The organism is Kluyvera sp. (assembly GCF_965301105.1).
On record NZ_CBDKZX010000002.1, the window covers coordinates 155,452 to 177,357 of the forward strand.

The 21,906-nt window shown below is 55.2% G+C and carries 23 protein-coding genes; 12 read left to right on the plus strand and 11 right to left on the minus strand.

Annotated elements, in window-relative coordinates; all coding sequences use genetic code 11:
* Positions 1-55: 55 nt before the first annotated feature.
* The 5 genes from ACW14G_RS01675 to cysM all read left to right on the plus strand — a co-directional run bounded on the left by ACW14G_RS01675 (position 56) and on the right by cysM (position 4,874).
* Positions 56-1,072 carry a sulfate ABC transporter substrate-binding protein gene (locus tag ACW14G_RS01675; protein ID WP_223803094.1) on the plus strand — a complete coding sequence of 339 codons (1,017 nt, stop codon included), beginning with the start codon at positions 56-58 and terminating at the stop codon, positions 1,070-1,072.
* Positions 1,072-1,905, plus strand: coding sequence for a sulfate/thiosulfate ABC transporter permease CysT (gene cysT / locus ACW14G_RS01680; protein WP_065355867.1), 834 nt, complete (start codon positions 1,072-1,074; stop codon positions 1,903-1,905). Before ACW14G_RS01675 ends, cysT begins: the two co-directional genes overlap by 1 nt.
* Positions 1,905-2,780, plus strand: a complete 876-nt coding sequence (gene cysW, locus ACW14G_RS01685) for a sulfate/thiosulfate ABC transporter permease CysW (RefSeq protein WP_163446118.1) — start codon at positions 1,905-1,907, stop codon at positions 2,778-2,780. Before cysT ends, cysW begins: the two co-directional genes overlap by 1 nt.
* On the plus strand, positions 2,770-3,864 hold the full coding sequence (gene cysA / locus ACW14G_RS01690; protein ID WP_163446117.1) for a sulfate/thiosulfate ABC transporter ATP-binding protein CysA: 1,095 nt from the start codon (positions 2,770-2,772) through the stop codon (positions 3,862-3,864). The genes cysW and cysA overlap by 11 nt, the downstream gene beginning before the upstream one ends.
* A 98-nt stretch (positions 3,865-3,962) precedes the next feature.
* A complete protein-coding gene (gene cysM / locus ACW14G_RS01695) occupies positions 3,963-4,874 on the plus strand; it encodes a cysteine synthase CysM (RefSeq protein WP_163446116.1) in 912 nt (303 codons plus the stop codon).
* Here the strand turns inward: cysM and ACW14G_RS01700 are convergent.
* The 3 genes from ACW14G_RS01700 to ptsJ are packed head-to-tail and all read right to left on the minus strand — an operon-like array spanning position 4,871 to position 7,346.
* A complete protein-coding gene (locus tag ACW14G_RS01700) occupies positions 4,871-5,272 on the minus strand; it encodes a YybH family protein (protein WP_163446115.1) in 402 nt (133 codons plus the stop codon). The genes cysM and ACW14G_RS01700 overlap by 4 nt on opposite strands.
* Before the next feature lie 9 nt (positions 5,273-5,281).
* Complete coding sequence (locus ACW14G_RS01705) at positions 5,282-6,037, minus strand: type 1 glutamine amidotransferase (RefSeq protein WP_249022926.1); 756 nt, start codon at positions 6,035-6,037, stop codon at positions 5,282-5,284.
* Positions 6,038-6,050: 13 nt separating this feature from the next.
* The gene (ptsJ, locus tag ACW14G_RS01710; RefSeq protein ID WP_249022927.1) at positions 6,051-7,346 is read right to left on the minus strand and encodes a MocR-like B6 salvage transcription factor PtsJ; all 1,296 of its coding nucleotides are present in this window, start codon (positions 7,344-7,346) and stop codon (positions 6,051-6,053) included.
* A gap of 85 nt (positions 7,347-7,431) precedes the next feature.
* Here ptsJ and pdxK point away from each other — a divergent pair, with 85 nt between their 5' ends.
* Complete coding sequence (gene pdxK / locus ACW14G_RS01715; RefSeq protein WP_167575279.1) at positions 7,432-8,298, plus strand: pyridoxine/pyridoxal/pyridoxamine kinase; 867 nt, start codon at positions 7,432-7,434, stop codon at positions 8,296-8,298.
* Positions 8,295-8,534, plus strand: a complete 240-nt coding sequence (locus tag ACW14G_RS01720; RefSeq protein ID WP_167575280.1) for a cytoplasmic protein — start codon at positions 8,295-8,297, stop codon at positions 8,532-8,534. Before pdxK ends, ACW14G_RS01720 begins: the two co-directional genes overlap by 4 nt.
* A gap of 135 nt (positions 8,535-8,669) precedes the next feature.
* Here ACW14G_RS01720 and crr read toward each other — a convergent pair whose 3' ends face one another.
* The 5 genes from crr to ACW14G_RS01745 form a co-directional block, all read right to left on the minus strand.
* Entirely contained in the window at positions 8,670-9,179 is a 510-nt protein-coding gene (crr, locus tag ACW14G_RS01725; RefSeq protein ID WP_065355860.1) for a PTS glucose transporter subunit IIA, read from the minus strand.
* A gap of 40 nt (positions 9,180-9,219) precedes the next feature.
* A complete protein-coding gene (gene ptsI, locus ACW14G_RS01730) occupies positions 9,220-10,947 on the minus strand; it encodes a phosphoenolpyruvate-protein phosphotransferase PtsI (RefSeq protein ID WP_455648426.1) in 1,728 nt (575 codons plus the stop codon).
* A gap of 45 nt (positions 10,948-10,992) precedes the next feature.
* On the minus strand, positions 10,993-11,250 hold the full coding sequence (gene ptsH / locus ACW14G_RS01735) for a phosphocarrier protein Hpr (RefSeq protein WP_002913505.1): 258 nt from the start codon (positions 11,248-11,250) through the stop codon (positions 10,993-10,995).
* 385 nt (positions 11,251-11,635) lie between these two features.
* Positions 11,636-12,607 carry a cysteine synthase A gene (gene cysK, locus ACW14G_RS01740; RefSeq protein ID WP_163446109.1) on the minus strand — a complete coding sequence of 324 codons (972 nt, stop codon included), beginning with the start codon at positions 12,605-12,607 and terminating at the stop codon, positions 11,636-11,638.
* A gap of 169 nt (positions 12,608-12,776) precedes the next feature.
* Positions 12,777-14,030, minus strand: coding sequence for an oligosaccharide MFS transporter (locus ACW14G_RS01745; protein ID WP_163446108.1), 1,254 nt, complete (start codon positions 14,028-14,030; stop codon positions 12,777-12,779).
* Between the two features lie 284 nt (positions 14,031-14,314).
* On the opposite strand from ACW14G_RS01745, the gene ACW14G_RS01750 reads away from it, so the two are divergent.
* On the plus strand, positions 14,315-15,172 hold the full coding sequence (locus ACW14G_RS01750) for a helix-turn-helix domain-containing protein (RefSeq protein WP_074416779.1): 858 nt from the start codon (positions 14,315-14,317) through the stop codon (positions 15,170-15,172).
* On the opposite strand, the gene cysZ is transcribed toward ACW14G_RS01750, so the two are convergent.
* A complete protein-coding gene (gene cysZ / locus ACW14G_RS01755) occupies positions 15,108-15,869 on the minus strand; it encodes a sulfate transporter CysZ (RefSeq protein WP_065355855.1) in 762 nt (253 codons plus the stop codon). The two genes, ACW14G_RS01750 and cysZ, sit on opposite strands and share 65 nt — an antisense overlap.
* A 229-nt stretch (positions 15,870-16,098) precedes the next feature.
* Here cysZ and zipA point away from each other — a divergent pair, with 229 nt between their 5' ends.
* From zipA to ACW14G_RS01770, 3 genes are all read left to right on the plus strand, one after another.
* Complete coding sequence (gene zipA, locus ACW14G_RS01760) at positions 16,099-17,121, plus strand: cell division protein ZipA (protein WP_249022929.1); 1,023 nt, start codon at positions 16,099-16,101, stop codon at positions 17,119-17,121.
* A 71-nt stretch (positions 17,122-17,192) separates the two neighbouring features.
* Positions 17,193-19,208 carry an NAD-dependent DNA ligase LigA gene (gene ligA / locus ACW14G_RS01765; RefSeq protein ID WP_249022930.1) on the plus strand — a complete coding sequence of 672 codons (2,016 nt, stop codon included), beginning with the start codon at positions 17,193-17,195 and terminating at the stop codon, positions 19,206-19,208.
* Position 19,209: 1 nt separating this feature from the next.
* Positions 19,210-19,422, plus strand: coding sequence for a DUF3820 family protein (locus tag ACW14G_RS01770; protein ID WP_163446104.1), 213 nt, complete (start codon positions 19,210-19,212; stop codon positions 19,420-19,422).
* A 2-nt stretch (positions 19,423-19,424) separates the two neighbouring features.
* Here ACW14G_RS01770 and ACW14G_RS01775 read toward each other — a convergent pair whose 3' ends face one another.
* Positions 19,425-20,414, minus strand: coding sequence for a bile acid:sodium symporter family protein (locus tag ACW14G_RS01775; protein WP_163446103.1), 990 nt, complete (start codon positions 20,412-20,414; stop codon positions 19,425-19,427).
* Between the two features lie 89 nt (positions 20,415-20,503).
* Here ACW14G_RS01775 and ACW14G_RS01780 point away from each other — a divergent pair, with 89 nt between their 5' ends.
* Entirely contained in the window at positions 20,504-21,430 is a 927-nt protein-coding gene (locus ACW14G_RS01780; RefSeq protein ID WP_455648427.1) for a LysR family transcriptional regulator, read from the plus strand.
* Here ACW14G_RS01780 and ACW14G_RS01785 read toward each other — a convergent pair.
* A complete protein-coding gene (locus ACW14G_RS01785) occupies positions 21,421-21,759 on the minus strand; it encodes a FlxA-like family protein (RefSeq protein ID WP_419058353.1) in 339 nt (112 codons plus the stop codon). The genes ACW14G_RS01780 and ACW14G_RS01785 overlap by 10 nt on opposite strands.
* Between the last annotated feature and the right edge of the window lie 147 nt (positions 21,760-21,906).

Here is a 21,906-nt window from a genome sequence, read left to right on the forward strand (position 1 = left end):
GTACCCGTTATAAATACACTGATGCTCAGAAAGTCCTCACACTATAGGGTGCGCAATGGCGATTAAGTTACTGAAAAAAGGATACCTGACACTGGCGGCATCTGTGCTGCTGATGGCTCAGGCGCAGGCGACGGAACTGTTGAACAGCTCCTATGACGTTTCCCGCGAGCTGTTTGCCGCCCTGAATACGCCGTTTGAGCAGCAGTGGGCGCAGGAGAATGGGGGGGACAAACTGACAATCAAGCAGTCCCATGCCGGTTCTTCCAAACAGGCGCTGGCAATTCTGCAGGGCTTAAAAGCAGACGTTGTAACTTATAACCAGGTAACCGACGTGCAGATTCTGCATGACAAGGGCAACCTGATTCCGGCGGACTGGCAGGCGCGTTTGCCGAATAACAGCTCGCCGTTCTATTCGACCATGGCGTTCCTGGTACGTAAGGGCAACCCGAAGAATATCCACAGCTGGAATGATCTGGTGCGCCCGGACGTGAAGCTGATTTTCCCGAACCCGAAAACCTCCGGTAACGCGCGCTATACCTACCTGGCGGCGTGGGGCGCGGCGGATCAAGCTGACGGTGGCGATAAAGCGAAAACCGAGCAGTTTATGACCCAGTTCCTGAAAAACGTCGAAGTGTTTGATACCGGCGGCCGTGGCGCAACCACCACTTTCGTGGAGCGTGGTCTGGGCGATGTGCTGATCACTTTCGAATCCGAAGTGAACAACATCCGCAAACAGTATGAAGCACAGGGCTTTGAAGTGGTGGTGCCAAAGGTCAATATTCTTGCGGAGTTCCCGGTGGCATGGGTGGATAAAAACGTGAAGGCCAACGGTACCGAGAAGGCGGCGAAGGCTTACCTGAACTATCTGTACAGCCCGCAGGCGCAGACCATCATCACCGATTACTACTACCGCGTGAATAACCCGCAGGTGATGGACAAGCTGAAAGATAAATTCCCGCAGACCGATCTGTTCCGCGTGGAGGACAAGTTTGGTGCCTGGCCGGAAGTGATGAAGACGCACTTCGCCAGCGGTGGCGAGTTAGACAAGCTGTTAGCGGCGGGGCGTAAGTAATGTTTGCTGTTTCCTCCAGGCGTGTGCTGCCGGGCTTTACCTTAAGCCTCGGCACCAGTCTGCTGTTTGTCTGTTTGATTCTGTTACTGCCGCTCAGCGCGCTGGTGATGCAGCTCGCTGAGATGAGCTGGTCGCAGTATTGGGAGGTGATCAGCAACCCGCAGGTGGTCGCCGCCTATAAGGTGACGCTGTTGTCGGCATTTGTCGCCTCTATCTTTAACGGCGTATTTGGTTTGCTGATGGCGTGGATTTTAACGCGCTACCGTTTTCCTGGCCGCACGTTGCTGGATGCCTTGATGGACCTGCCCTTCGCGCTGCCGACGGCAGTGGCTGGCCTGACGTTAGCATCGCTGTTCTCGGTGAACGGTTTGTACGGCGAATGGCTGGCGAAGTTTGATATCAAGGTGACCTATACCTGGATCGGCATCGCGGTGGCAATGGCGTTTACCAGTATCCCGTTCGTGGTGCGTACCGTGCAGCCCGTGCTGGAGGAATTAGGCCCGGAGTATGAAGAAGCGGCAGAAACCCTGGGCGCAACGCGTTGGCAGAGCTTCCGTAAAGTGGTGCTGCCGGAGCTGTCTCCGGCGCTGTTGGCGGGCGTGGCGCTGTCCTTTACGCGTAGCCTCGGCGAGTTTGGCGCGGTGATATTTATCGCTGGCAACATCGCATGGAAGACGGAAGTGACCTCGCTGATGATCTTTATTCGCCTGCAGGAGTTTGATTATCCGGCGGCGAGTGCGATTGCTTCGGTGATCCTTGCAGCCTCTCTGCTGCTGTTGTTCACCATCAATACTTTGCAAAGTCGCTTTGGTCGGCGTGTGGTAGGTCATTAATGGCGGAAGTGACTCAATTGAAGCGTTATGACGCGCCCCGCTTTAACTGGGGCAAATGGTTTCTGATAGGTACCGGGGTACTGGTTTCGGCCCTTATCCTGCTGGTGCCGATGATTTATATCTTCATCCAGGCGTTCAGCAAAGGATTAATGCCGGTATTACAAAACCTGGCCGACCCGGACATGCTGCACGCCATCTGGCTGACGGTGATGATTGCGCTGATTACCGTGCCGGTAAACCTGGTATTCGGCGTGCTGCTCGCCTGGCTGGTGACGCGTTTTGACTTCCCGGGCCGTCAGTTGCTGCTGACGCTGCTGGACATCCCGTTTGCGGTCTCGCCGGTCGTGGCGGGTCTGGTGTATCTGCTGTTTTACGGCTCCAACGGTCCGCTCGGCGGCTGGCTGGAAGCACACAACCTGCAAATTATGTTTGCCTGGCCGGGCATGGTGCTGGTGACCATCTTCGTCACCTGTCCGTTTGTGGTTCGCGAGCTGGTCCCGGTGATGCTCAGCCAGGGTAGTCAGGAAGATGAAGCGGCGATTCTGCTTGGTGCGTCCGGCTGGCAAATGTTCAGACGCGTAACGTTACCGAATATTCGCTGGGCGCTGCTGTACGGCGTGGTGTTGACCAACGCTCGCGCTATCGGCGAGTTCGGCGCGGTATCGGTGGTTTCCGGCTCAATTCGCGGCGAGACCCTGTCCTTACCGTTACAGATTGAACTGCTTGAACAGGATTACAACGCCGTCGGTTCCTTTACCGCAGCGGCGCTGCTGACCCTGATGGCGATTCTGACGTTGTTTTTAAAGAGTGCGTTGCAGTGGCGTTTGCATAATCAAGAAAAACGCGCGCAACAGGAGGGAAATCATGAGCATTGAGATTGCCAATATTAAGAAATCTTTTGGTCGCACCCAGGTGCTGAATGATATCTCTCTGGATATCCCTTCCGGCCAGATGGTCGCGCTGTTGGGGCCCTCTGGCTCCGGGAAAACCACGCTGCTGCGTATTATCGCCGGGCTGGAGCACCAGACCAGTGGGCACATCCGTTTCCACGGCACTGACGTCAGTCGCTTGCATGCGCGCGATCGTAAGGTGGGTTTCGTGTTCCAGCACTACGCGCTGTTCCGCCATATGACGGTGTTTGACAACATTGCTTTCGGTTTGACGGTGCTGCCGCGTCGTGAACGACCCAATGCCGCCACCATTAAAGCGAAAGTGACCAAACTGCTGGAGATGGTGCAACTGGCGCACCTTGCCGATCGCTATCCGGCGCAGCTTTCCGGCGGGCAAAAGCAGCGTGTGGCGCTGGCCCGCGCGTTGGCGGTGGAGCCACAAATTTTACTGCTCGATGAACCGTTCGGCGCGCTGGATGCGCAGGTGCGTAAAGAGCTGCGTCGCTGGCTGCGCCAGCTGCATGAAGAGCTGAAATTCACCAGCGTGTTCGTCACCCACGACCAGGAGGAGGCGATGGAAGTTGCTAACCGCGTGGTGGTGATGAGCCAGGGCAATATTGAACAAGCCGACGAGCCGGATCAGGTATGGCGCGAGCCAGCTACGCGCTTCGTGCTGGAGTTTATGGGCGAAGTGAACCGTCTGCAGGGTATCGTGCGCGGCGGGCAGTTCCACGTCGGCGCGCACCGCTGGCCGCTAGGCTACACGCCATCTTATCAGGGGCCCGTGGATTTGTTCCTGCGTCCGTGGGAAGTGGATGTCAGCCGTCGCACCAGCCTCGATTCGCCGCTGCCAGTGCAGGTGCTGGAAGCTAGCCCGAAAGGGCACTACACCCAATTAGTCGTGCAGCCGCTGGGGTGGTATCACGATCCGCTAACCGTGGTGATGCGCGGTGACGACGCGCCGCTGCGCGGCGAGCGTCTGTTTGTCGGCTTACAGAACGCGCGTTTGTATCATGGTGACGAGCGGATCGAATCCCATGAGACGCTTGCTCTGGCCGAAACGGCCTGATAGCTTAATCGCACGTGGTTTTGCCGGGGGGCGCTACGCTTGCCCGGCCGACGGCCCGGTACGCAAAACGCTGCCGGGTTTTTTATTGGACAGCAGAAGTGAATACATTAGAACAAACGATCGGCAACACGCCGCTGGTCAAATTGCAGCGTCTGGGGCCGGAAAACGGCAGCGAAATCTGGATCAAACTGGAAGGTAACAACCCGGCAGGGTCGGTAAAAGACCGCGCGGCGCTGTCGATGATCGTCGAGGCGGAAAAGCGTGGTGAAATTAAACCGGGCGACGTACTGATTGAAGCCACCAGCGGAAATACCGGTATTGCACTGGCGATGATTGCCGCGCTGAAAGGCTACCGCATGAAGCTGCTGATGCCGGATAACATGAGCCAGGAACGCCGTGCGGCGATGCGTGCCTACGGCGCCGAATTGATTCTGGTGACCAAAGAACAGGGGATGGAAGGCGCCCGCGATTTAGCGCTGGAGATGGCCCAACGCGGTGAAGGCAAGCTGTTGGATCAGTTCAACAATCCGGACAACCCGTACGCACACTACACCACCACCGGCCCGGAAATCTGGCAGCAAACAGAAGGGCGTATCACCCATTTTGTTTCCAGCATGGGCACCACCGGCACCATTACCGGCGTGTCGCGTTTTCTGCGCGAACAGGAGAAAGCAGTCACCATCGTTGGCCTACAGCCGGAAGAGGGCAGCAGCATTCCGGGCATTCGCCGCTGGCCTGCCGAGTATATGCCAGGGATTTTCAACGCCAGCCTGGTGGACCAGGTGCTGGATATTCACCAGAACGACGCGGAAAATACCATGCGCGCGCTGGCGGTAAAAGAAGGGGTGTTCTGCGGCGTCAGTTCCGGTGGCGCGGTTGCCGGCGCGATTCGCGTAGCGGAACAGAATCCGGGAGCTGTGGTGGTAGCGATCATCTGCGATCGCGGCGATCGCTACCTGTCTACCGGCGTGTTTGGCGAAGAGCACTTCAGCCAGGGGGCGGGGATCTAAACCGCAGGACTATCCAGCAGGTCGGTGCCGTAGGAGTTGTCTACCGTGCACAGCCAACGCCCTTCCTGCTGGCGAAACACGTAGGTCGCACGGCGCGTGACCTGTGTCGTGCCCCCTTCGGCGAGCGGGATATCTAACCGCGTTTCCATAATCACCAGCGCGTTATCGCCCCCTTCAATAATCTCCATACGACCCTGCGTTACCACCAGTCGATGCTGAAAGTAATCAGCGATGGCGATAAACGCTTTGCGGATGTTTTCCTTGCCACTGACTACCATCCCCGGCTTGACGACCAGGGTGGCGTCGTCGGCATAGTATTCCATCAACGTGGCGTAGTCTTCCTGCGAGATGGCGCGGTCGCAGGCTTCGATAACGGCTCTTAGCGATGATGCTGGCATGTATTCTCCTTATAACCGTGTGCGATCCCGGGGGCGCTGCGCCGTAGACGAACTGGAGGGCGATTGGGTCAGCTTATCAAGAAATTCCCACAGTTTTTGGTTCATTTCACGATAATCATGGGTACGCATCTCATCTACTGAGCGAATGAATGGCTTGCCTTTGGCCTCAGCCAACTCCTGTTCAGAGTGTTGAATCAGCCCTTCAACCGCCTCGGCGGTAAATTCCATATGGCACTGGAAGCCGTACACCTTATCGCCATATTGTACGATCTGACGTGGACAGCCATCACTTTCGGCCAGAATGACCGTTCCGGCGGCTAAGCCCGGCATGTCGTTGTGCCAGTGGCCGACGGTGAGCGGTGAGCCAAAGTGGCTGAACAGCGGGTGCTGTTGGCCTGCTGCGGTGAGGATAATCGGGTAGTGACCAATCTCTTTTTCCGGGCTCTGACAAACGGCTGCGCCGAGCGCTTCACCAATCAGCTGCGAACCCAGGCAGATGCCGACGACGGTGCGCCCGGCGTCTATCGCCTGACGAATCAACCGCTGCTCGGCTTGTGAATCAAAGTAGAGGCACTCGGCAAGTGTAGTACGTGGCGACTGAGGTCCGCCGAACACCACCAGCATATCAAAGCCGTCAGCGTTGTCGGGGACGCTTTCATACCGATAGACGTGAGTCCAGCTAACGTCGTGGCCGCGAGACTCGGCCCAGGGGAGGTAAGCGCCTGCGGATTCAAACGATTCGTGAAGCACAAAATGGACGCGCATGGATGTTCTCCTGTCAGAGGATAAGCGCATGATAAATATCGGACGCCAGACGATTGATGTCGTTGTCGTTAAGGGTTGAAAGGGTGATACGCAGGCCGTGCGCGGGCGCGTTGACGCCAAACGCTTCACCTTCGCGGACCAGCCAGCCAGCTTTTGCCAGCGCAAACGCTGTACGCTGACTGGGGGTTGCAAGCGGTAGCCATAGGTTCAGGCCGTCCCCCTGAAGCACGCCGTCTACACCGTGGCGGCCCAGTGCCTCAGCCAGTTTCTGCTGTTGGCCAGCATAAAACAGGCGGGATTCGGTGAGAGTACGTTGGTAGGCTTCGTCCGTCAGGCAAGCGTAAACCAGATCCTGTAACAGATGGCTGACCCATTGGCTACCGGCGTTAAGCCGTAGTCTTAGCCTGGCTGACGTGGCCGGGTCGCTGGCGACAAAAGCCAGCCGCAGGTCCGGGCCTAACGTTTTAGACATTGAGCGAACCACGGCCCAATGCTGGGTTTGCGGCGTCAGTACCGGATGCCAGGCCGCGGACGACAGCAGCGCAAAGTGGTCATCGACAATAACCAGTACCTGCGGGTAGCGACTCAGCACCTGCTGGATAGCGGCGGCGCGAGCGGCGCTCAGGCTGTAGCCTGTGGGGTTGTGGGCGCGTGGCGTTAAAATCACCGCGCGCGCGCCTTTGGCGAGTGCCAGTTCAAGCTTTTCTGCCACCAGTCCTTCGCCATCAATCTCTACCGGGCTGGCATTAAAACCGCTGTAGCGCAGCATGCTAATGCTGCTGAGAAAGCAGGGGTCTTCCACAACCACGCTGTCGCCGGGGAGCAAGTGCGCGCAGAGCAGGCGCTCAATGGCATCCACCGCGCCGTTGGTCAGGTCGATATCGCCGGCGGCGGGCATGGCATCCTGCATCCATTCCAGCGCCCAGTCATACAGCGCTGGAGACACCGGTGCATCACCGTAAAGGCGTGGCGTGCGGCTGATGTGCGAAAGATAACGCGCCAGGTCAGGTAATCTGGTCGTCGCCGGATTGCCGCTGGAAAGATCGGTGAGCGGCGTATGCGGATTCCCACCTTCCAGTGCCGTTGGCGCAGGTGTCTCTTTCACAACGGTGCCGTTGCGTCCCAGGCTTAGCGCCAGCCCTGAGGTCACCAGCCGTTTGTAGGCAGACGCCACCGTATTACGGTTTACCCCCAGTCTTGCAGCCAGTTCCCTGACCGGCGGCAGCGTTTCACCCTTCGCCAGTTGGCCGCTGGTGATATGCTGACGAATACTGTCAAAGATTTCGTTGGCGCTTTTTCCGTCGATCATTATTGACCTATGACAAAATGAATTTTAGCATATGACGATAATAGTGAGGCGCTCGCCCGCTGTCCAGAGTCATGAGGAGAAGGAGATGGGGCAGGATAGTGAAATACAGTCGGTGCTCTTCAACGATACGCACCGCGCGCTGCAAACGGATATCGTTGCGGTGCAGTCTCTGGTGGTTTACGGCAGCGTCGGCAACAGCATTGCCGTTCCGGCCATAAAAGCGCATGGCCTACGGGTCACCGCGGTGCCAACGGTGCTGTTCAGCAACACGCCGCATTACGAGACGTTCTACGGTGGAATTATTCCCGGCGAATGGTTTGGCGGTTATCTCACCGCACTGAATGAACGTGACGCGTTGCGCGAGCTGAAGGCCGTGACCACCGGCTATATGGGCAGCGCTGAGCAAATTGCGCTGCTGGCGCAGTGGCTGAAAATGGTGAAGATCACGCATCCGGATATCTGCATTCTGGTCGACCCGGTAATTGGCGATGTCGACAGCGGGATGTATGTGAAGGCAGAAATTCCAGAGGCCTATCGTACGCACCTGTTGCCGCTGGCGCAGGGGCTAACGCCGAACGTATTCGAGCTGGAAATGCTCAGCGGTAAGCCCTGTGGCACGTTGAATGAGGCGATTGCGGCAGCGCAATCACTGTTATCTGAGACGCTAAAATGGGTGGTGATCACCAGCGCGCCGGGCCAGACGACAGAAAATATTACGGTGGCGGTAGTGACCGCGGAATCTACGGCCATCATTGACCATCCACGTCTGGAAACGGACTTAAAAGGCACTGGCGATCTGTTCTGCGCCGAGCTGATTAGCGGCATTGTGCAGAAAAAAACGCTGTCCGATGCCGCCCATGATGCGGCACAGCGGGTGCTTGAGGTGATGAGCTGGACGCAGAAATGCGGCTGCGATGAATTAATTCTGCCGCCGGCAGAGGAGGTGCGATGAAGAGCTACCGTCTGGTTATTCGCCATAACGGGCGTCTGGTGGGCCATTTTGATACCAGTGGGCAAAATGCGCTGGAGGATGCCTGCGTCGCGCGTGCGATGTTCGGCGTCACCGGTGGTTATCAATGTGAGCTGCAGGTGTCCGATTCCGAACGTCGGATACTGGAAAGTGGCCCGGAGGGGATGAAAATCCTGATGCGCGAGCCGTGCTTTCGCCCGGTGACCTCGCAGCTGTAAAATTGGTAGGCCGGATAAGGCGCTTGCGCCGCCATCCGGCAATCGTATGGCATATTGCCTGATGGCGCTGCGCTTATCAGGCCTACAGGCAAAAAAATGGCGCCAATCGGCGCCATTTTTATATGCGGTTAAGAATTACTTCTTAATGCGAATCACCGGAGTTTCACCCACGGTAACGCTACCGGAAAGCTTGGTCAGCTCTTTGATCTCGTCCATGTTGGAGATTACAACCGGGGTCAGGGTAGACTTGGCTTTCTCTTCCAGCAGCGGCAGATCGAACTCGATAACGGTGTCGCCAACTTTCACGCGCTGGCCTTCTTCCGCGATACGTTTGAAACCTTCGCCTTTCAGTTCAACGGTGTCGATACCGAAGTGAACGAACAGCTCGATGCCGCTATCGGATTCGATAGAGAAAGCGTGGTTGGTTTCAAAGATTTTACCGATGGTGCCGTCAACCGGCGCAACCATTTTGTTGCCGGTCGGTTTGATAGCAATGCCATCACCAACGATTTTCTCAGCAAACACTACATCCGGTACGTCTTCGATGTTGACGATTTCACCAGAGAGCGGTGCAATGATCTCAATGGTTCCGGTGTCTTTTTTATCATCAGAAACCAGAGATTTCAGTTTATCGAACAAACCCATGATCTTCTCCTAAGCAGTAAATTGGGCCGCATCTCGTGGATTAGCAGATTGTTTTTTCTTCAATGAACTTGTTAACCAGCGTCATTAACTCGTCCGTTGTCGGTTGAGCAAGAGCCTGCTCTGCTAACACCTTCGCATCTTCGAAGTTCGTGTTACGGATAATCTTCTTAATGCGCGGGATGGAAATGGCGCTCATAGAGAATTCGTCCAGACCCATCCCCAGCAACAGAAGTGTAGCACGTTCGTCGCCTGCAAGCTCACCACACATGCCAGTCCATTTGCCTTCAGCATGAGAAGCATCAATAACTTGCTTGATCAAGTTGAGGACAGACGGCGACATTGGCTGGTAAAGATGTGAAATCATATCATTACCACGGTCAACTGCCAGAGTATACTGCGTTAAATCATTGGTGCCGATACTAAAGAAATCAACTTCTTTGGCTAAATGACGCGCAATTGTCGCCGCCGCCGGTGTTTCCACCATCACGCCGATTTCGATTGACTCGTCAAACGCTTTACCTTCGTCACGCAGTTCCTGTTTGTAGATCTCGATCTCTTTCTTCAGTGCACGCACTTCTTCAACGGAGATGATCATCGGGAACATGATGCGCAGCTTACCGAAAGCGGAAGCACGCAGGATGGCGCGTACCTGGTCACGCAGGATCTCTTTACGATCCATCGCGATACGCACGGCACGCCAGCCCAGGAACGGGTTCTCTTCTTTCGGGAAGTTCATGTACGGCAGCTCTTTATCGCCGCCGATATCCATGGTACGAACAATCACCGCCTGAGAGCCACAGGCTTCAGCAACGGCTTTGTACGCAGCAAACTGTTCTTCTTCAGTTGGCAGCGCGTCGCGGTCCATGAACAGGAATTCGGTGCGGTACAGACCAACACCTTCAGCGCCGTTACGCTCAGCACCGTCGATATCACGCACGGTACCGATGTTGGCACAAACTTCAACCTGGTGGCCATCAAGGGTGATTGCCGGCAGATCTTTCAGTTTTGCCAGTTCGGCTTTCTCAGAAGCAACCTGCTCCTGAACGGCACGAAGCTTGTCAATTTCTTCGTTGGTTGGGTTGACGTAAACCACGTTGTTTACGGCATCCAGAATCAGATAGTCGCCATTTTTCACCTGAGTGGTGACGCTACCGGTACCCACGATCGCTGGCAGTTCCAGGGAACGCGCCATGATGGAAGTGTGGGAAGTACGGCCACCGACGTCAGTGATGAAACCCAGCACCTTTTTCAGGTTCAGCTGTGCGGTTTCTGACGGCGTCAGGTCAGCGGCAACCAGGATAACTTCGTCCTGAATCGCGCTCAGGTCAATAATCGCCAGACCCAGGATGTTGCGCAGCAGGCGCTTACCGATGTCACGTACGTCAGCCGCACGTTCTTTCAGGTATTCATCATCCAGTTCTTCCAGGGCAGTCGCCTGACCTTCGATAACTTCATGCGCAGCTGCATCAGCCGTCATGTTCTTATCTTTAATCAGGGCTATGATTTCCTGCTCCAGCTCCTCATCTTCGAGCAGCATGATATGCCCTTCGAAGATGGCTTCTTTTTCTTCACCGAAAGTTTCGCCAGCTTTAGTTTTGATAGCTTCGAGCTGCGCGGACGCCTTAGCGCGACCGTTCAGAAAACGCTCAACTTCCTGCTCAACCTTATCGGCAGAAATTTTCTTCCGGTCGATGACAATTTCATCTTCTTTCAGCAGCAATGCTTTACCGAAAGCGATACCCGGGGATGCTAAAATGCCTGAAATCATAACCCTACCTTACTTGTGACTGATATTTAAAAGAACTCGTTGAACTTACTCGAGTTCAGCCATCAGTTTAACCAGATGCTCAACTGCTTTCTGCTCGTCTTCACCTTCTGCGGACAGGGTGACAACAGTACCCTGAGTCAGGCCCAGAGTTTGCAGTTTGAACAGGCTTTTCGCGCTAGCGCTTTTGCCGTTGGAAGTCACAGTGATCTCAGAAGTGAAGCCTTTCGCTTCTTTAACAAACTGAGCAGCAGGGCGGGTATGCAGACCGTTCGGAGCGGTAATGGTAACTTCTTGCTGGAACATTATATTTCCCCAACTTATAGGTTTAGTGTTGTGGAACTAAAGTCTAGCCTGGTGGCTACACTTTAGCCTGTATTACTCAATTCAAGCGACGTCCACAAAATCAGCACTACCATCGGCGACAAACCTTCCGACGCAGACGCTTCTGGCCTTTGACGTTTCGCTTATCATTAAACATTATGCCGCGAAAGCAGGATTTGAACCAAATCATAAAATCGATTCAGCACAGGAAAAGCTGTAATGAATAATTTCGCGGCTCAAAATAAATATGATGGTTAAATACCAGACCTACGGAGGTGAAGCAATGCCAGGGGGGGTAAAAGTTTGACGTGCACCACAAAAAAGCACCCAAAAGGGTGCTTTTTTACACAATTTTAACGCGCTGGCATTACTGTTGCAGTTCTTTCTCAGTGAAGAGATCTGCGAACAACGCCGTGCTCAAATAGCGTTCACCCGAAGACGGTAGGATAACCACAATATTCTTATTGGTAAAGGTTTCATCTTCCTGGAGTTTCAGCGCTGCGGCAACCGCTGCACCGGAAGAGATCCCGGCCAGAATACCTTCTTCTTCCATCAGGCGACGCGCGGTGGAGATGGCTTCTTCATTCGTAATCGCGACGACTTTATCGATCAGCTTCAGATCGAGGTTGCCCGGGATGAAACCAGCGCCGATCCCCTGGATCTTATGCGGGCCTGGCTTCAGCTCTTCACCGGCCAGCGCCTGAGCGATAACCGGGGAGTCGGTAGGTTCAACGGCGACGGAAATCAGATCCGTTTTGCCTTTTGTGCCTTTAATATAGCGAGACACGCCGGTCAGCGTACCGCCGGTGCCCACGCCTGCAATGAAAACGTCAACCTGTCCGTCGGTATCTTCCCAGATTTCCGGGCCGGTGGTTTTTTCGTGAATTTCCGGGTTAGCCGGGTTGCTGAACTGTTGCAGCAGCAGATATTTTTCCGGGTTACTGGCGACGATTTCTTCCGCTTTCTGAATCGCGCCTTTCATCCCTTTCGCGCCTTCAGTCAGCACCAGGTTCGCGCCCAGCGCTTTCAGCAGCTTACGGCGTTCGATACTCATGGTTTCCGGCATGGTCAGCGTCAGTTTGTAACCGCGAGCGGCAGCGACATAGGCCAGAGCGATACCGGTGTTACCGCTGGTCGGTTCAACCAGCTCGATACCCGGTTTCAGTACACCGCGTTTTTCGGCATCCCAAATCATATTGGCACCGATACGGCATTTGACGCTGAAGCTCGGGTTACGTGATTCAACCTTCGCCAGGATGCGCCCGTTACCGATGCGGTTCAGTCGTACCAGCGGCGTATGACCGATAGTCAGGGAGTTATCTTCAAAAATCTTACTCATGGCCTGTCCTTAACTGTATGAAATTTGGGGTACTGGACCAGCATACCTGCTTAAAGATTCTGCGGAAGTAAGGATTTCGCATATCTATATACTGAAGGGAAATAATGGCAAGCGGGATGGAATAAGACAAGGTATAAGCCCCATCCATGTGGATGAGGCATGATATGCGTTAGCCCTGAGTCGCGGAGATCGGCGCTGGCGAGGTGCGGCCATAGCGTCCTTTACCGAGCACCTGAATGCCGATAAGCGTAATCACCCAGGCAATGACGCCCATCACCAGGTAGGTTTTGGCGAAGCCGTAGCGATCGTAGAGCATTCCGGCAATGGGGTTGATGAGCGCAATACCTAAGTAGTTAAAGCAGCCGAGCACCATATAAACGGTACCGGTTAAGCGCTTATCGAAGTAGAGGGAGAGATATTTAAAGATGGATACCAGCAGCAGCGCCATTTCCAGACCGTAGAAGGGTTTAATAATGGCAATCATCCACGCGTGGGTCGCCAGTGCGGAAACAATCAGCCGCAGTCCAATCACAAAACCCGCTAACAAGAGACCGTTGCGCGCGCCGACTTTATTAATCAGCCAGGGAATAGAAAACATAAGAATGAATTCGACGGCGGATTGAACTGAACCCATATAACCGAGCATCGCGTTACCCAGTTTATGGTCGGCAAAGAAGCTGACAAAATAACGCGGGAACTGCTGTTCGGCGCTCTGCATCATCCAGATAATTCCGCCGTAAAAGAGCATCAGGATCCAGAATCCGCTTTGGGTAAAGAGCATTTTAACGTCAGTTTTATTGACCGGCGCTTTTTGCCCGGCGTTCACCGCCTGCCAGTCGATACCTTCGCCCTGCGTTTTTAGCATGCCGAGCAGCATAAGCAGCACCACGCAGGCCAGCGATGTGACGCAGAAGTTGTAGCTCGGCGACAGGTTGAACAGCTGCCCGGCAAACAGCGACGCCACTGCCCAGCCCATCGAACCCCACATCCGCACGCGGCCAAACTCAAAAGACCAGGCGCGGCTGTAGCGGTCGGCGTAGGATTCAAACACCAGCACCCCCGCCAGATACGCGAAGGAAAGATACAGCGCGCCAACCAGCATACCGGCAATCAGATTAAAACCGAGCAGCGGTTGATAGACCCAGATGAAAAAGGGAGCCGCCAGCACCGAAGCGAGGGTCACGATGACCAGCAGGTGTTTGCCGAGGCCGAGCTTATCCATGATATAGCCGCAAACGGGCTTCATCGCCAGCGCAAACAGGGCGTTGATTGACAGGACAAAGCCAATCTTTTCACTGTTCAGGCCGACGTTATCGGCCAGCCAGATTGCCAGAAAGGACCAACTGGTGGACCATGCAAAATAGAAAACAAACAGACAGAGGCTTATTCTGATATAAGCCTGCTTATTTATCGTGCTGACCATATAATTCCACTCCATCGCGAAATGATGGCGCTACGTTAGCCCGAATAAACGTCGCTGACTTTTATCTGATTGCCACCCTTCGGCCAGCCTGTCGTTTTTATCCTCAGAAGCTGTGTTGGCCCTCACAGAATGAAAATGACGCTTTTTCAATCGCTGCCTGAGGACAATAAAACTCAATTTTCAGCCGTGATTTTTAAATTATTTCCCTTTAAAAATAAGGTGTTTGACAAGCTAATCGCCGGCAGTTTAATTTCGCTACTCTGACGATAGCTCAGGAAATGGCCATGCAAACTTTGCATCAATCCCGCGTATTCAATCGCCCCGGCGATCGTGTTTGCGTGCAATATTGGTTGCCAGGCATCGCTTACCCCGAGCACGATCACGATTATCACGAAATACTCTTTTTGCTCTCCGGGACGATGACCCATATCGTCAACGGCTACCCCTGGTTTATGCGCGCGGGCTCTTTTATGGCGCTGCGTGCTGACGATCGTCACGCTTTTACTGAAATGCGGGAAACCTGCGCTATTAACCTGTTGCATGTTCCGCTGGGAGAGTTGAACTGGTTTAAAAGTCGTACTGCGCTGCTGTTTGAGGAACCAGAGCCACAGTTATGGTATATGGCGGTCCCCGAGTGGCTGAAGGTCGTGGGGGAGATTAACGCATTTGCCTGCACTGAGATGGGGGAGTGCAACGAGAGTGAGATGCTGCGTAGCGCGCAGCAGGAAACTTTCCTGCTGCGGCTGCTGAGCCAGTTGCCGGGTTATCGCCAGAAAACGAATGCGAAACTCAGCGTGGAGGAACGGTTATGCCTTGCGCTTTCATGGATAGAGTGTCACTGGCAGTCCAGAGTAGAGTGGGCGACGCTGGCGGAACGTTATTCACTGACGTTACGCACCTTTCAGCGCCGTTTTAAACAGCGAACCGGGATGACGCCGCAGCAGTATTTAATCGCCCTACGGCTGCGTCACGCCCGATTTTTAATGCAGCAAGACGTTCTCTCGCTGCGGGATATTGCCGAATACTGTCACTTCTACGATGCCAGTCACCTGAGCAACTGCCTGAAACAGCAGGCGCTTACTTCCACATCGCGTGTTTATCGCGATAGCAGTCGACCCACATTGCCGTCGCGCCGCAGATAGCTACCGGGATGATCACCAGGTTAAGCACCGGAATTAAGGTGAACAGGCTGGTCAGCGCGCCAAACTGCATGTTGGTGACCTTACGCGTGCGCAGCGCTTCACGCATGGTTTTAAACGGCACCTTATGGTTATCGAACGGGTAGTCACAGTACTGAATCGCCAGCATCCACGCGCTGAACAGGAACCACAGCACCGGTGCGACCGTCTGACCAATGCCCGGAATGAAATAGAGCAATAGCAGCACAACGGCGCGCGGCAGATACCACGCCAGCTTCTGCCATTCACGTTTCATGATGCGCGGCAGGTCTTTCATAATACCGACAATACCGGTATCCGGCGGAGTTGCGCCGGTTAAGCGCGCTTCCAACTGCTCGGCCAGCAGGCCATTAAACGGTGCGGCTATCCAGTTGGCGATAGTAGAAAAGAAGTAGCCGAAGACCAGCAAAATCGAAATCACGATAACCGGCCAAAGCAGATAGCTCAGCCACTGCAGCCAGTCGGGAATACGCCCCATCAGCGAGGGGATCCAGCTCTCCAGCTTGCTGAACAGCCACCAGAAGGCGCCGCCCATCAGCACAATATTGACCAACAGCGGTAAGATGACGAATCGGCGAATGCCCGGCAAGCCGATCAGTTTCCAGCCCTGAGAGAAATAGTAAACGCCGCTACGTGCGGCAGGGGTGGACGATGAAACCATGGTCAGATGAAGCTCCTTTGTCTGACTACATTAAAAGACGACACTATATTAGCGAGTTGTTGGACAATGACCAGTTAAGAAATGTTCGAAAAACAAGCAAAAAGTACGATTTAATTCATCTTTATGCGGTGAATGTCATGTGTACACTTGCACTTGACGTGATGGGCAAATACTCTTAGTGAGTAAATGTTTGCCGTGGTGGCAAGGTGTTAGAACAACAGAGAATATAATGATGCAGGATTTGCGTCTGATATTAATCATTGTTGGCGCGATCGCCATACTCGCTTTACTGGTTCATGGTTTCTGGACGAGCCGTAAAGAACGTTCCTCGATGTTCCGCGATCGCCCAATCAAGCGTATGAAGTCTCGTGATGCCGACGATGAGTCGGAAGATGACTTTGATGACAATGTTGAAGGCGTGGGTGAAGTTCGTGTCCACAAGGTCAATCACGCCCCTGGGGTTGCCGGGGAGCATGAAGCACCTCGTCACGCGCCCCAACACCAGTACCAGCCGCCTTACGAGCGTCAGGCGCCTCAGCCTGCGCGCGTGCAGGAGCCGGTACAGCAGCCGCCCGTGCAACCGCCGCATCAGCCTGCTCAGCACGCGCCGGTTCCACCGCCGCAGCCTGTGCAGCCGCAACAGCCTGTGCGTCCTCCGGTTGTTGAACAGCCGCAGCACGCGCCGGTACAGCAACCGCAGCCGGTTGCTCAGCCGCCCGTTGCGCCACAGCCCGCTCAGCCGGTAGAAGCGCCAGCGCCGCAGCCGGTACAGCAGCCTGAGCCGGTTGCTCAGCCCGCGCCGGAACCTGCTCAGCCGGTCAAGCCAGAGCGTAAAGAGACGGTGATCGTGATGAACGTATCCGCTCACCAGGGCTCGCACATTAACGGTGAGTTGTTGCTCAACAGCATTCAACAGGCCGGATTTAAGTTTGGCGACATGAACATCTTCCATCGCCACCTTAGCCCGGATGGAAGCGGCCCGGCATTGTTTAGCCTGGCAAATATGCTCAAACCCGGTACCTTTGATCCGGACAACATGAGTGATATGCAGACCCCTGGCGTGACGATTTTCATGCAGGTGCCGGGCTACGGTGACGAGCTGCAAAACTTCAAGCTGATGCTCCAGTCGGCGCAGTACATTGCCGATGAAGTGGGCGGCGTGGTGCTCGACGATCAGCGTCGTATGATGACCCCACAAAAGCTGCGCGAGTATCAGGATCGTATTCGCGAAGTGAAAGACGCCAACGCCTGATAAGGTTCGTGCGTTTTCAATCCTTCCTGAACCCCCGCCTGTCGGGGGTTTTTTATCATTGATGGTGTGATATGCAACCAATAGAACAACGACTGAATGAACTGCGAGCGACGCTTCGCCATCATGAATACCTGTATCACGTGCTGGATGCGCCGGAACTGCCCGACGCCGAGTACGACCGCCTGATGCGCGAGCTGCGCGAGCTGGAGGCGCAGCACCCTGAGTTAGTTACCGCTGACTCACCGACCCAGCGCGTCGGTGCAGGGCCGCTGGCGGCCTTTAGTCAGATTCGCCACGAAGTGCCGATGCTGTCGCTGGATAACGTTTTTGATGAAGAGAGCTTCCTGGCGTTTAACAAGCGCGTTCAGGATCGCCTGAACAGCAGCGATAAGCTGACCTGGTGCTGTGAACTGAAGCTCGATGGCCTGGCGGTGAGCATTCTCTATGAAAATGGCGTGCTGGTCAGCGCGGCGACGCGCGGCGACGGCACCACCGGGGAGGATATTACCTCTAACGTTCGTACTATCCGCGCTATTCCGCTGAAGCTGCACGGTGACAACATCCCGGCGCGTCTGGAAGTGCGCGGTGAAGTATTCCTGCCCCAGGCCGGGTTTGAAAAGATTAACGAAGAGGCGCGCCGTACCGGCAGCAAAGTGTTCGCTAACCCGCGCAACGCCGCCGCCGGTTCGCTGCGCCAGTTGGATCCGCGCATCACAGCGAAGCGACCGCTTACTTTCTTCTGCTACGGTGTGGGCGTACTGGAAGGCGGCGTGCTGCCGGATACCCATCTGGGGCGTTTGCTGCAGTTTAAAGCGTGGGGACTGCCGGTGAGCGACCGCGTGACGCTGTGCGACTCGCCGGAGGAAGTACTCGCTTACTATCATAAGGTTGAAGAAGATCGTCCGACGTTAGGTTTTGATATTGATGGCGTGGTGATTAAGGTCAACTCGCTGGCGCTGCAGGAACAGCTTGGCTTTGTCGCCCGTGCTCCGCGCTGGGCGGTGGCGTTCAAATTCCCGGCCCAGGAGCAGATGACCTTCGTGCGCGACGTCGAATTCCAGGTGGGGCGCACCGGGGCGATTACGCCAGTGGCGCGTCTGGAGCCGGTTCAGGTGGCGGGAGTGTTGGTCAGCAACGCAACGCTGCACAACGCCGATGAAATTGAGCGTCTGGGGCTGCGCATTGGCGATAAAGTGGTTATCCGCCGTGCCGGTGACGTGATCCCGCAGGTCGTCAACGTGGTGCTTTCTGAGCGTCCTGACGTGACGCAGGAGATTGTTTTCCCGACCCATTGCCCGGTATGTAACTCCGACGTTGAACGCGTTGAAGGGGAAGCCGTGGCCCGCTGTACCGGCGGTTTGATCTGCGGCGCGCAGCGGAAAGAGTCGCTCAAGCATTTCGTCTCCCGACGCGCGCTCGACGTTGACGGCATGGGCGATAAAATCATCGACCAGCTGGTGGAGAAAGAGTACGTCCATACCCCGGCGGACCTGTTCACGCTGACGGCTGGTAAGCTTACCGGGCTGGATCGCATGGGGCCGAAATCGGCACAGAATGTGGTTAACGCGTTGGAAAAAGCCAAACAAACGACCTTCGCCCGTTTCCTCTATGGCTTAGGTATTCGCGAAGTGGGTGAGGCGACGGCCGCCGGGCTGGCTGGCTACTTTGGCACGCTGGAGGCGCTGGAAGCCGCATCCATTGAAGAGCTACAGAAGGTGCCGGATGTCGGTGTCGTGGTCGCTAACCACGTGTTTAACTTTTTTGCCGAAGCCAGCAACCGCGAAGTTATTCAGCAACTGTTAAAAGAAGGCGTCAACTGGCCTGCTCCGGTGGTGATCAATGCCGAAGAGATAGACAGCCCGTTCGCCGGTAAAACGGTAGTGCTGACCGGCAGCCTGAGCCAGATGTCCCGCGATGATGCCAAAGCGCGGCTGGTTGAACTCGGGGCTAAAGTCGCGGGCAGCGTATCGAAGAAAACCGACCTGGTGATTGCCGGTGAAGCGGCGGGCTCTAAGCTTGCCAAAGCGCAGGAACTGGGTATTGCGGTGATTGATGAAGCCGAAATGCTGCGGCTGTTGGGAGTCTAAGGTGGATAAAGCGCAGCTGGTTGAGATTGCTAATACCGAGATGCCATTCGGTAAGTATAAAGGCCGACGTTTAATCGACGTTCCGGAAGAGTATCTGCTGTGGTTTGCCCGCAAAGATCAGTTTCCGGCGGGCCATCTTGGTGAACTGATGCAGCTGACGCTGTTGATTAAAACCGAGGGGTTGAGCCAATTGGTGCAACCCCTCAAGCGCTAACTTTACACGCGGGCCTGTTCTTTGGCCTGCAGTTTTTCCGTCTGCGCTTTATAGCGGCGCGCGAGCACCGCGCAGGTCATCAGCTGAATCTGGTGGAAGATCATCAGCGGCAGCACCATCATCCCCAGCACCGACGTCGGGAAGAGAATATTGGCCATCGGGATACCGTTGGCCAGACTCTTTTTCGAACCGCAGAAGACAATCGTGATTTCATCCGCTTTATTGAAGCCCATCCGCCGAGCGACCACGGTGTTAATCAGGATCACCAGCGCCAGCAGCACGATACTCACAATCACAATAAACAGCAGTGAACCCACGCCCACTTTATGCCAGATACCGTTGACGACCGCTTCGCTGAAAGCGGAGTAGACCACCAGCAAAATGGAGGTCTGGTCGGTTTTGGCGATCCATTTCTTATGCTTTGTCACGAAGGCGGCGGTCCACGGGCGGGACAGGTGGCCGAGAACAAACGGCAGCAGCAGTTGCAGCATAATTTTGCCGACCTGCTCAAGGCTGCCGCCTGCGCCGTGGACGTTCATCACCAGGCCAACCAACAGCGGCGAGAGGAAGATCCCCAGCAGGCTGGAAGCCGAAGCCGAACATACCGCAGCGGCGACGTTACCGCCCGCCAGCGAGGTAAAGGCGATTGCCGACTGCACGGTGGCAGGCAGAATGCACAGGTACAGGAAGCCCGCGTAGAGCTGTGGGTCGACGTTAACAGGCGCCCACCAGGCAAACAGCACGCCCAGCACCGGGAACACCACAAAAGTGCTGCACATCACCCACAGATGCAGACGCCAGTGGCTGCCGCCGGCGATAATCGACTCACGCGACAATTTGGCGCCGTGCATAAAGAACAGCAGCGCGATGGCGGCGGTGGTCAGGTTTTCGAAAAACGGCACAAAATCGCCGCGCGCCGGGAAGAAGGTGGCGAGCAGGACAACGGCGATAAGGGTTAGCGTAAACGGGTCTAAAACGCGAAAAAGTTTCATAAAGACTCCTGAAGATCGATGCAGACATTTTGCTTTTTTATTTTTGAGAAATAAAATTGATTTATTGCATCCATTGATGAAAAAAACAGATGAATTACTCGCTGCGTCAGTTAAAGGTGTTTGTTACGGTTGCCCGGGCTAAAAGCTTCAGCCGAGCCGGGGAGATCATTGGCCTCAGCCAGTCGGCGGTGAGCCATAGCGTTAAGGAGCTGGAACATCAGACCGGCGTGCGTTTGCTCGACCGCACCACGCGTGAGGTGGTGCTGACCGAGGCCGGGCAGCAGCTGGCGCAGCGGCTTGAACGACAGCTGGATGAGTTCCACAGTACGCTGCGTGAAGCCGGGCGGATTGGCCAACAGCTCAGTGGGACAGTGCGCGTAGCGGCAAGCCAGACCATATCCGCACATCTCATTCCGCAGTGTATTGCCGAGAGCAATCTGCGCTATCCCGAGATTCGCTTTGTGCTGCACGACCGCCCTCAACAGTGGGTACTGGAAAGTATTCGTCAGGGGGACGTGGATTTTGGCATCGTTATCGATCCTGGTGTGGTAGGGGATTTGCAGTGCGAAACGGTACTGTCGGAGCCTTTTTTTCTACTTTGTCGACGCGATCATTCATTTGCGGATTTGCCGTACGTCAGTTGGCAGGCGCTGCAAGCGGCAAAGCTGGTGCTTCAGGACTACGCGTCAGGCAGCCGAATGTTGATTGATGCCGCGCTGCGCCTGCACGATATTGAGGCGGATATCGTGCAGGAGATTGGTCACCCGGCGACGTTGTTCCCGATGGTGACGGCGGGCATTGGGATTAGCATTATTCCCGCGCTGGCATTGCCGCTTCCGGAAGGCAGCCCGCTGGTGGTGAAAAGGCTGGCGCCTGGCGTTGAGCGCCAGTTAATGCTGGTACGGCGGAAAAACCGTTCGCTCTCCACCGCCGCGCAGGCGTTGTGGGATGTGGTGCGCGAACAAAGCCAGCGCCTGATGGATGAACGCCAGCAGGATCCGTTGTATCAGACGTAGATGTCGATCTGGTGTTCGTCGCTGGGTTTGTTGACACTGGTGATCGCTGTCACAGAGGCTTCTTGTTTTTCCTGCGCTTTTTCAGCTTGTTGGTTCTGCAGCTGCGCCAGCTGGGCTTCCAGCATGGTAATTTGCTCCTGAATCATTTCGGCCTGTTTCTGTTTTTCTTCGGCGCTGCCGTTACCGTCGGCGATTTCTTTAAGCTGCTGGGTGAGTTTGACGATCTGCTGGGTAATGCGCGCCATTTGCGAGGCTGCGTCGTTACCGCTGGGTGCGGCGGTGCTGGTGGTTTTCAGGGCTGGAATAGAGGTAGAGCTGATAACGGTCATGGTGTACGCCTTATACAGGTAAATATAAGGAGTATCGGCAGAATATGGCTGAACTTGAATGGCTGAGGGCGGAGGTTCGAATCGTCCAGATTGCAGATAGCAAAAAAGCGCCTTTAGGGCGCTTTTTTACATTGGTGGGTCGTGCAG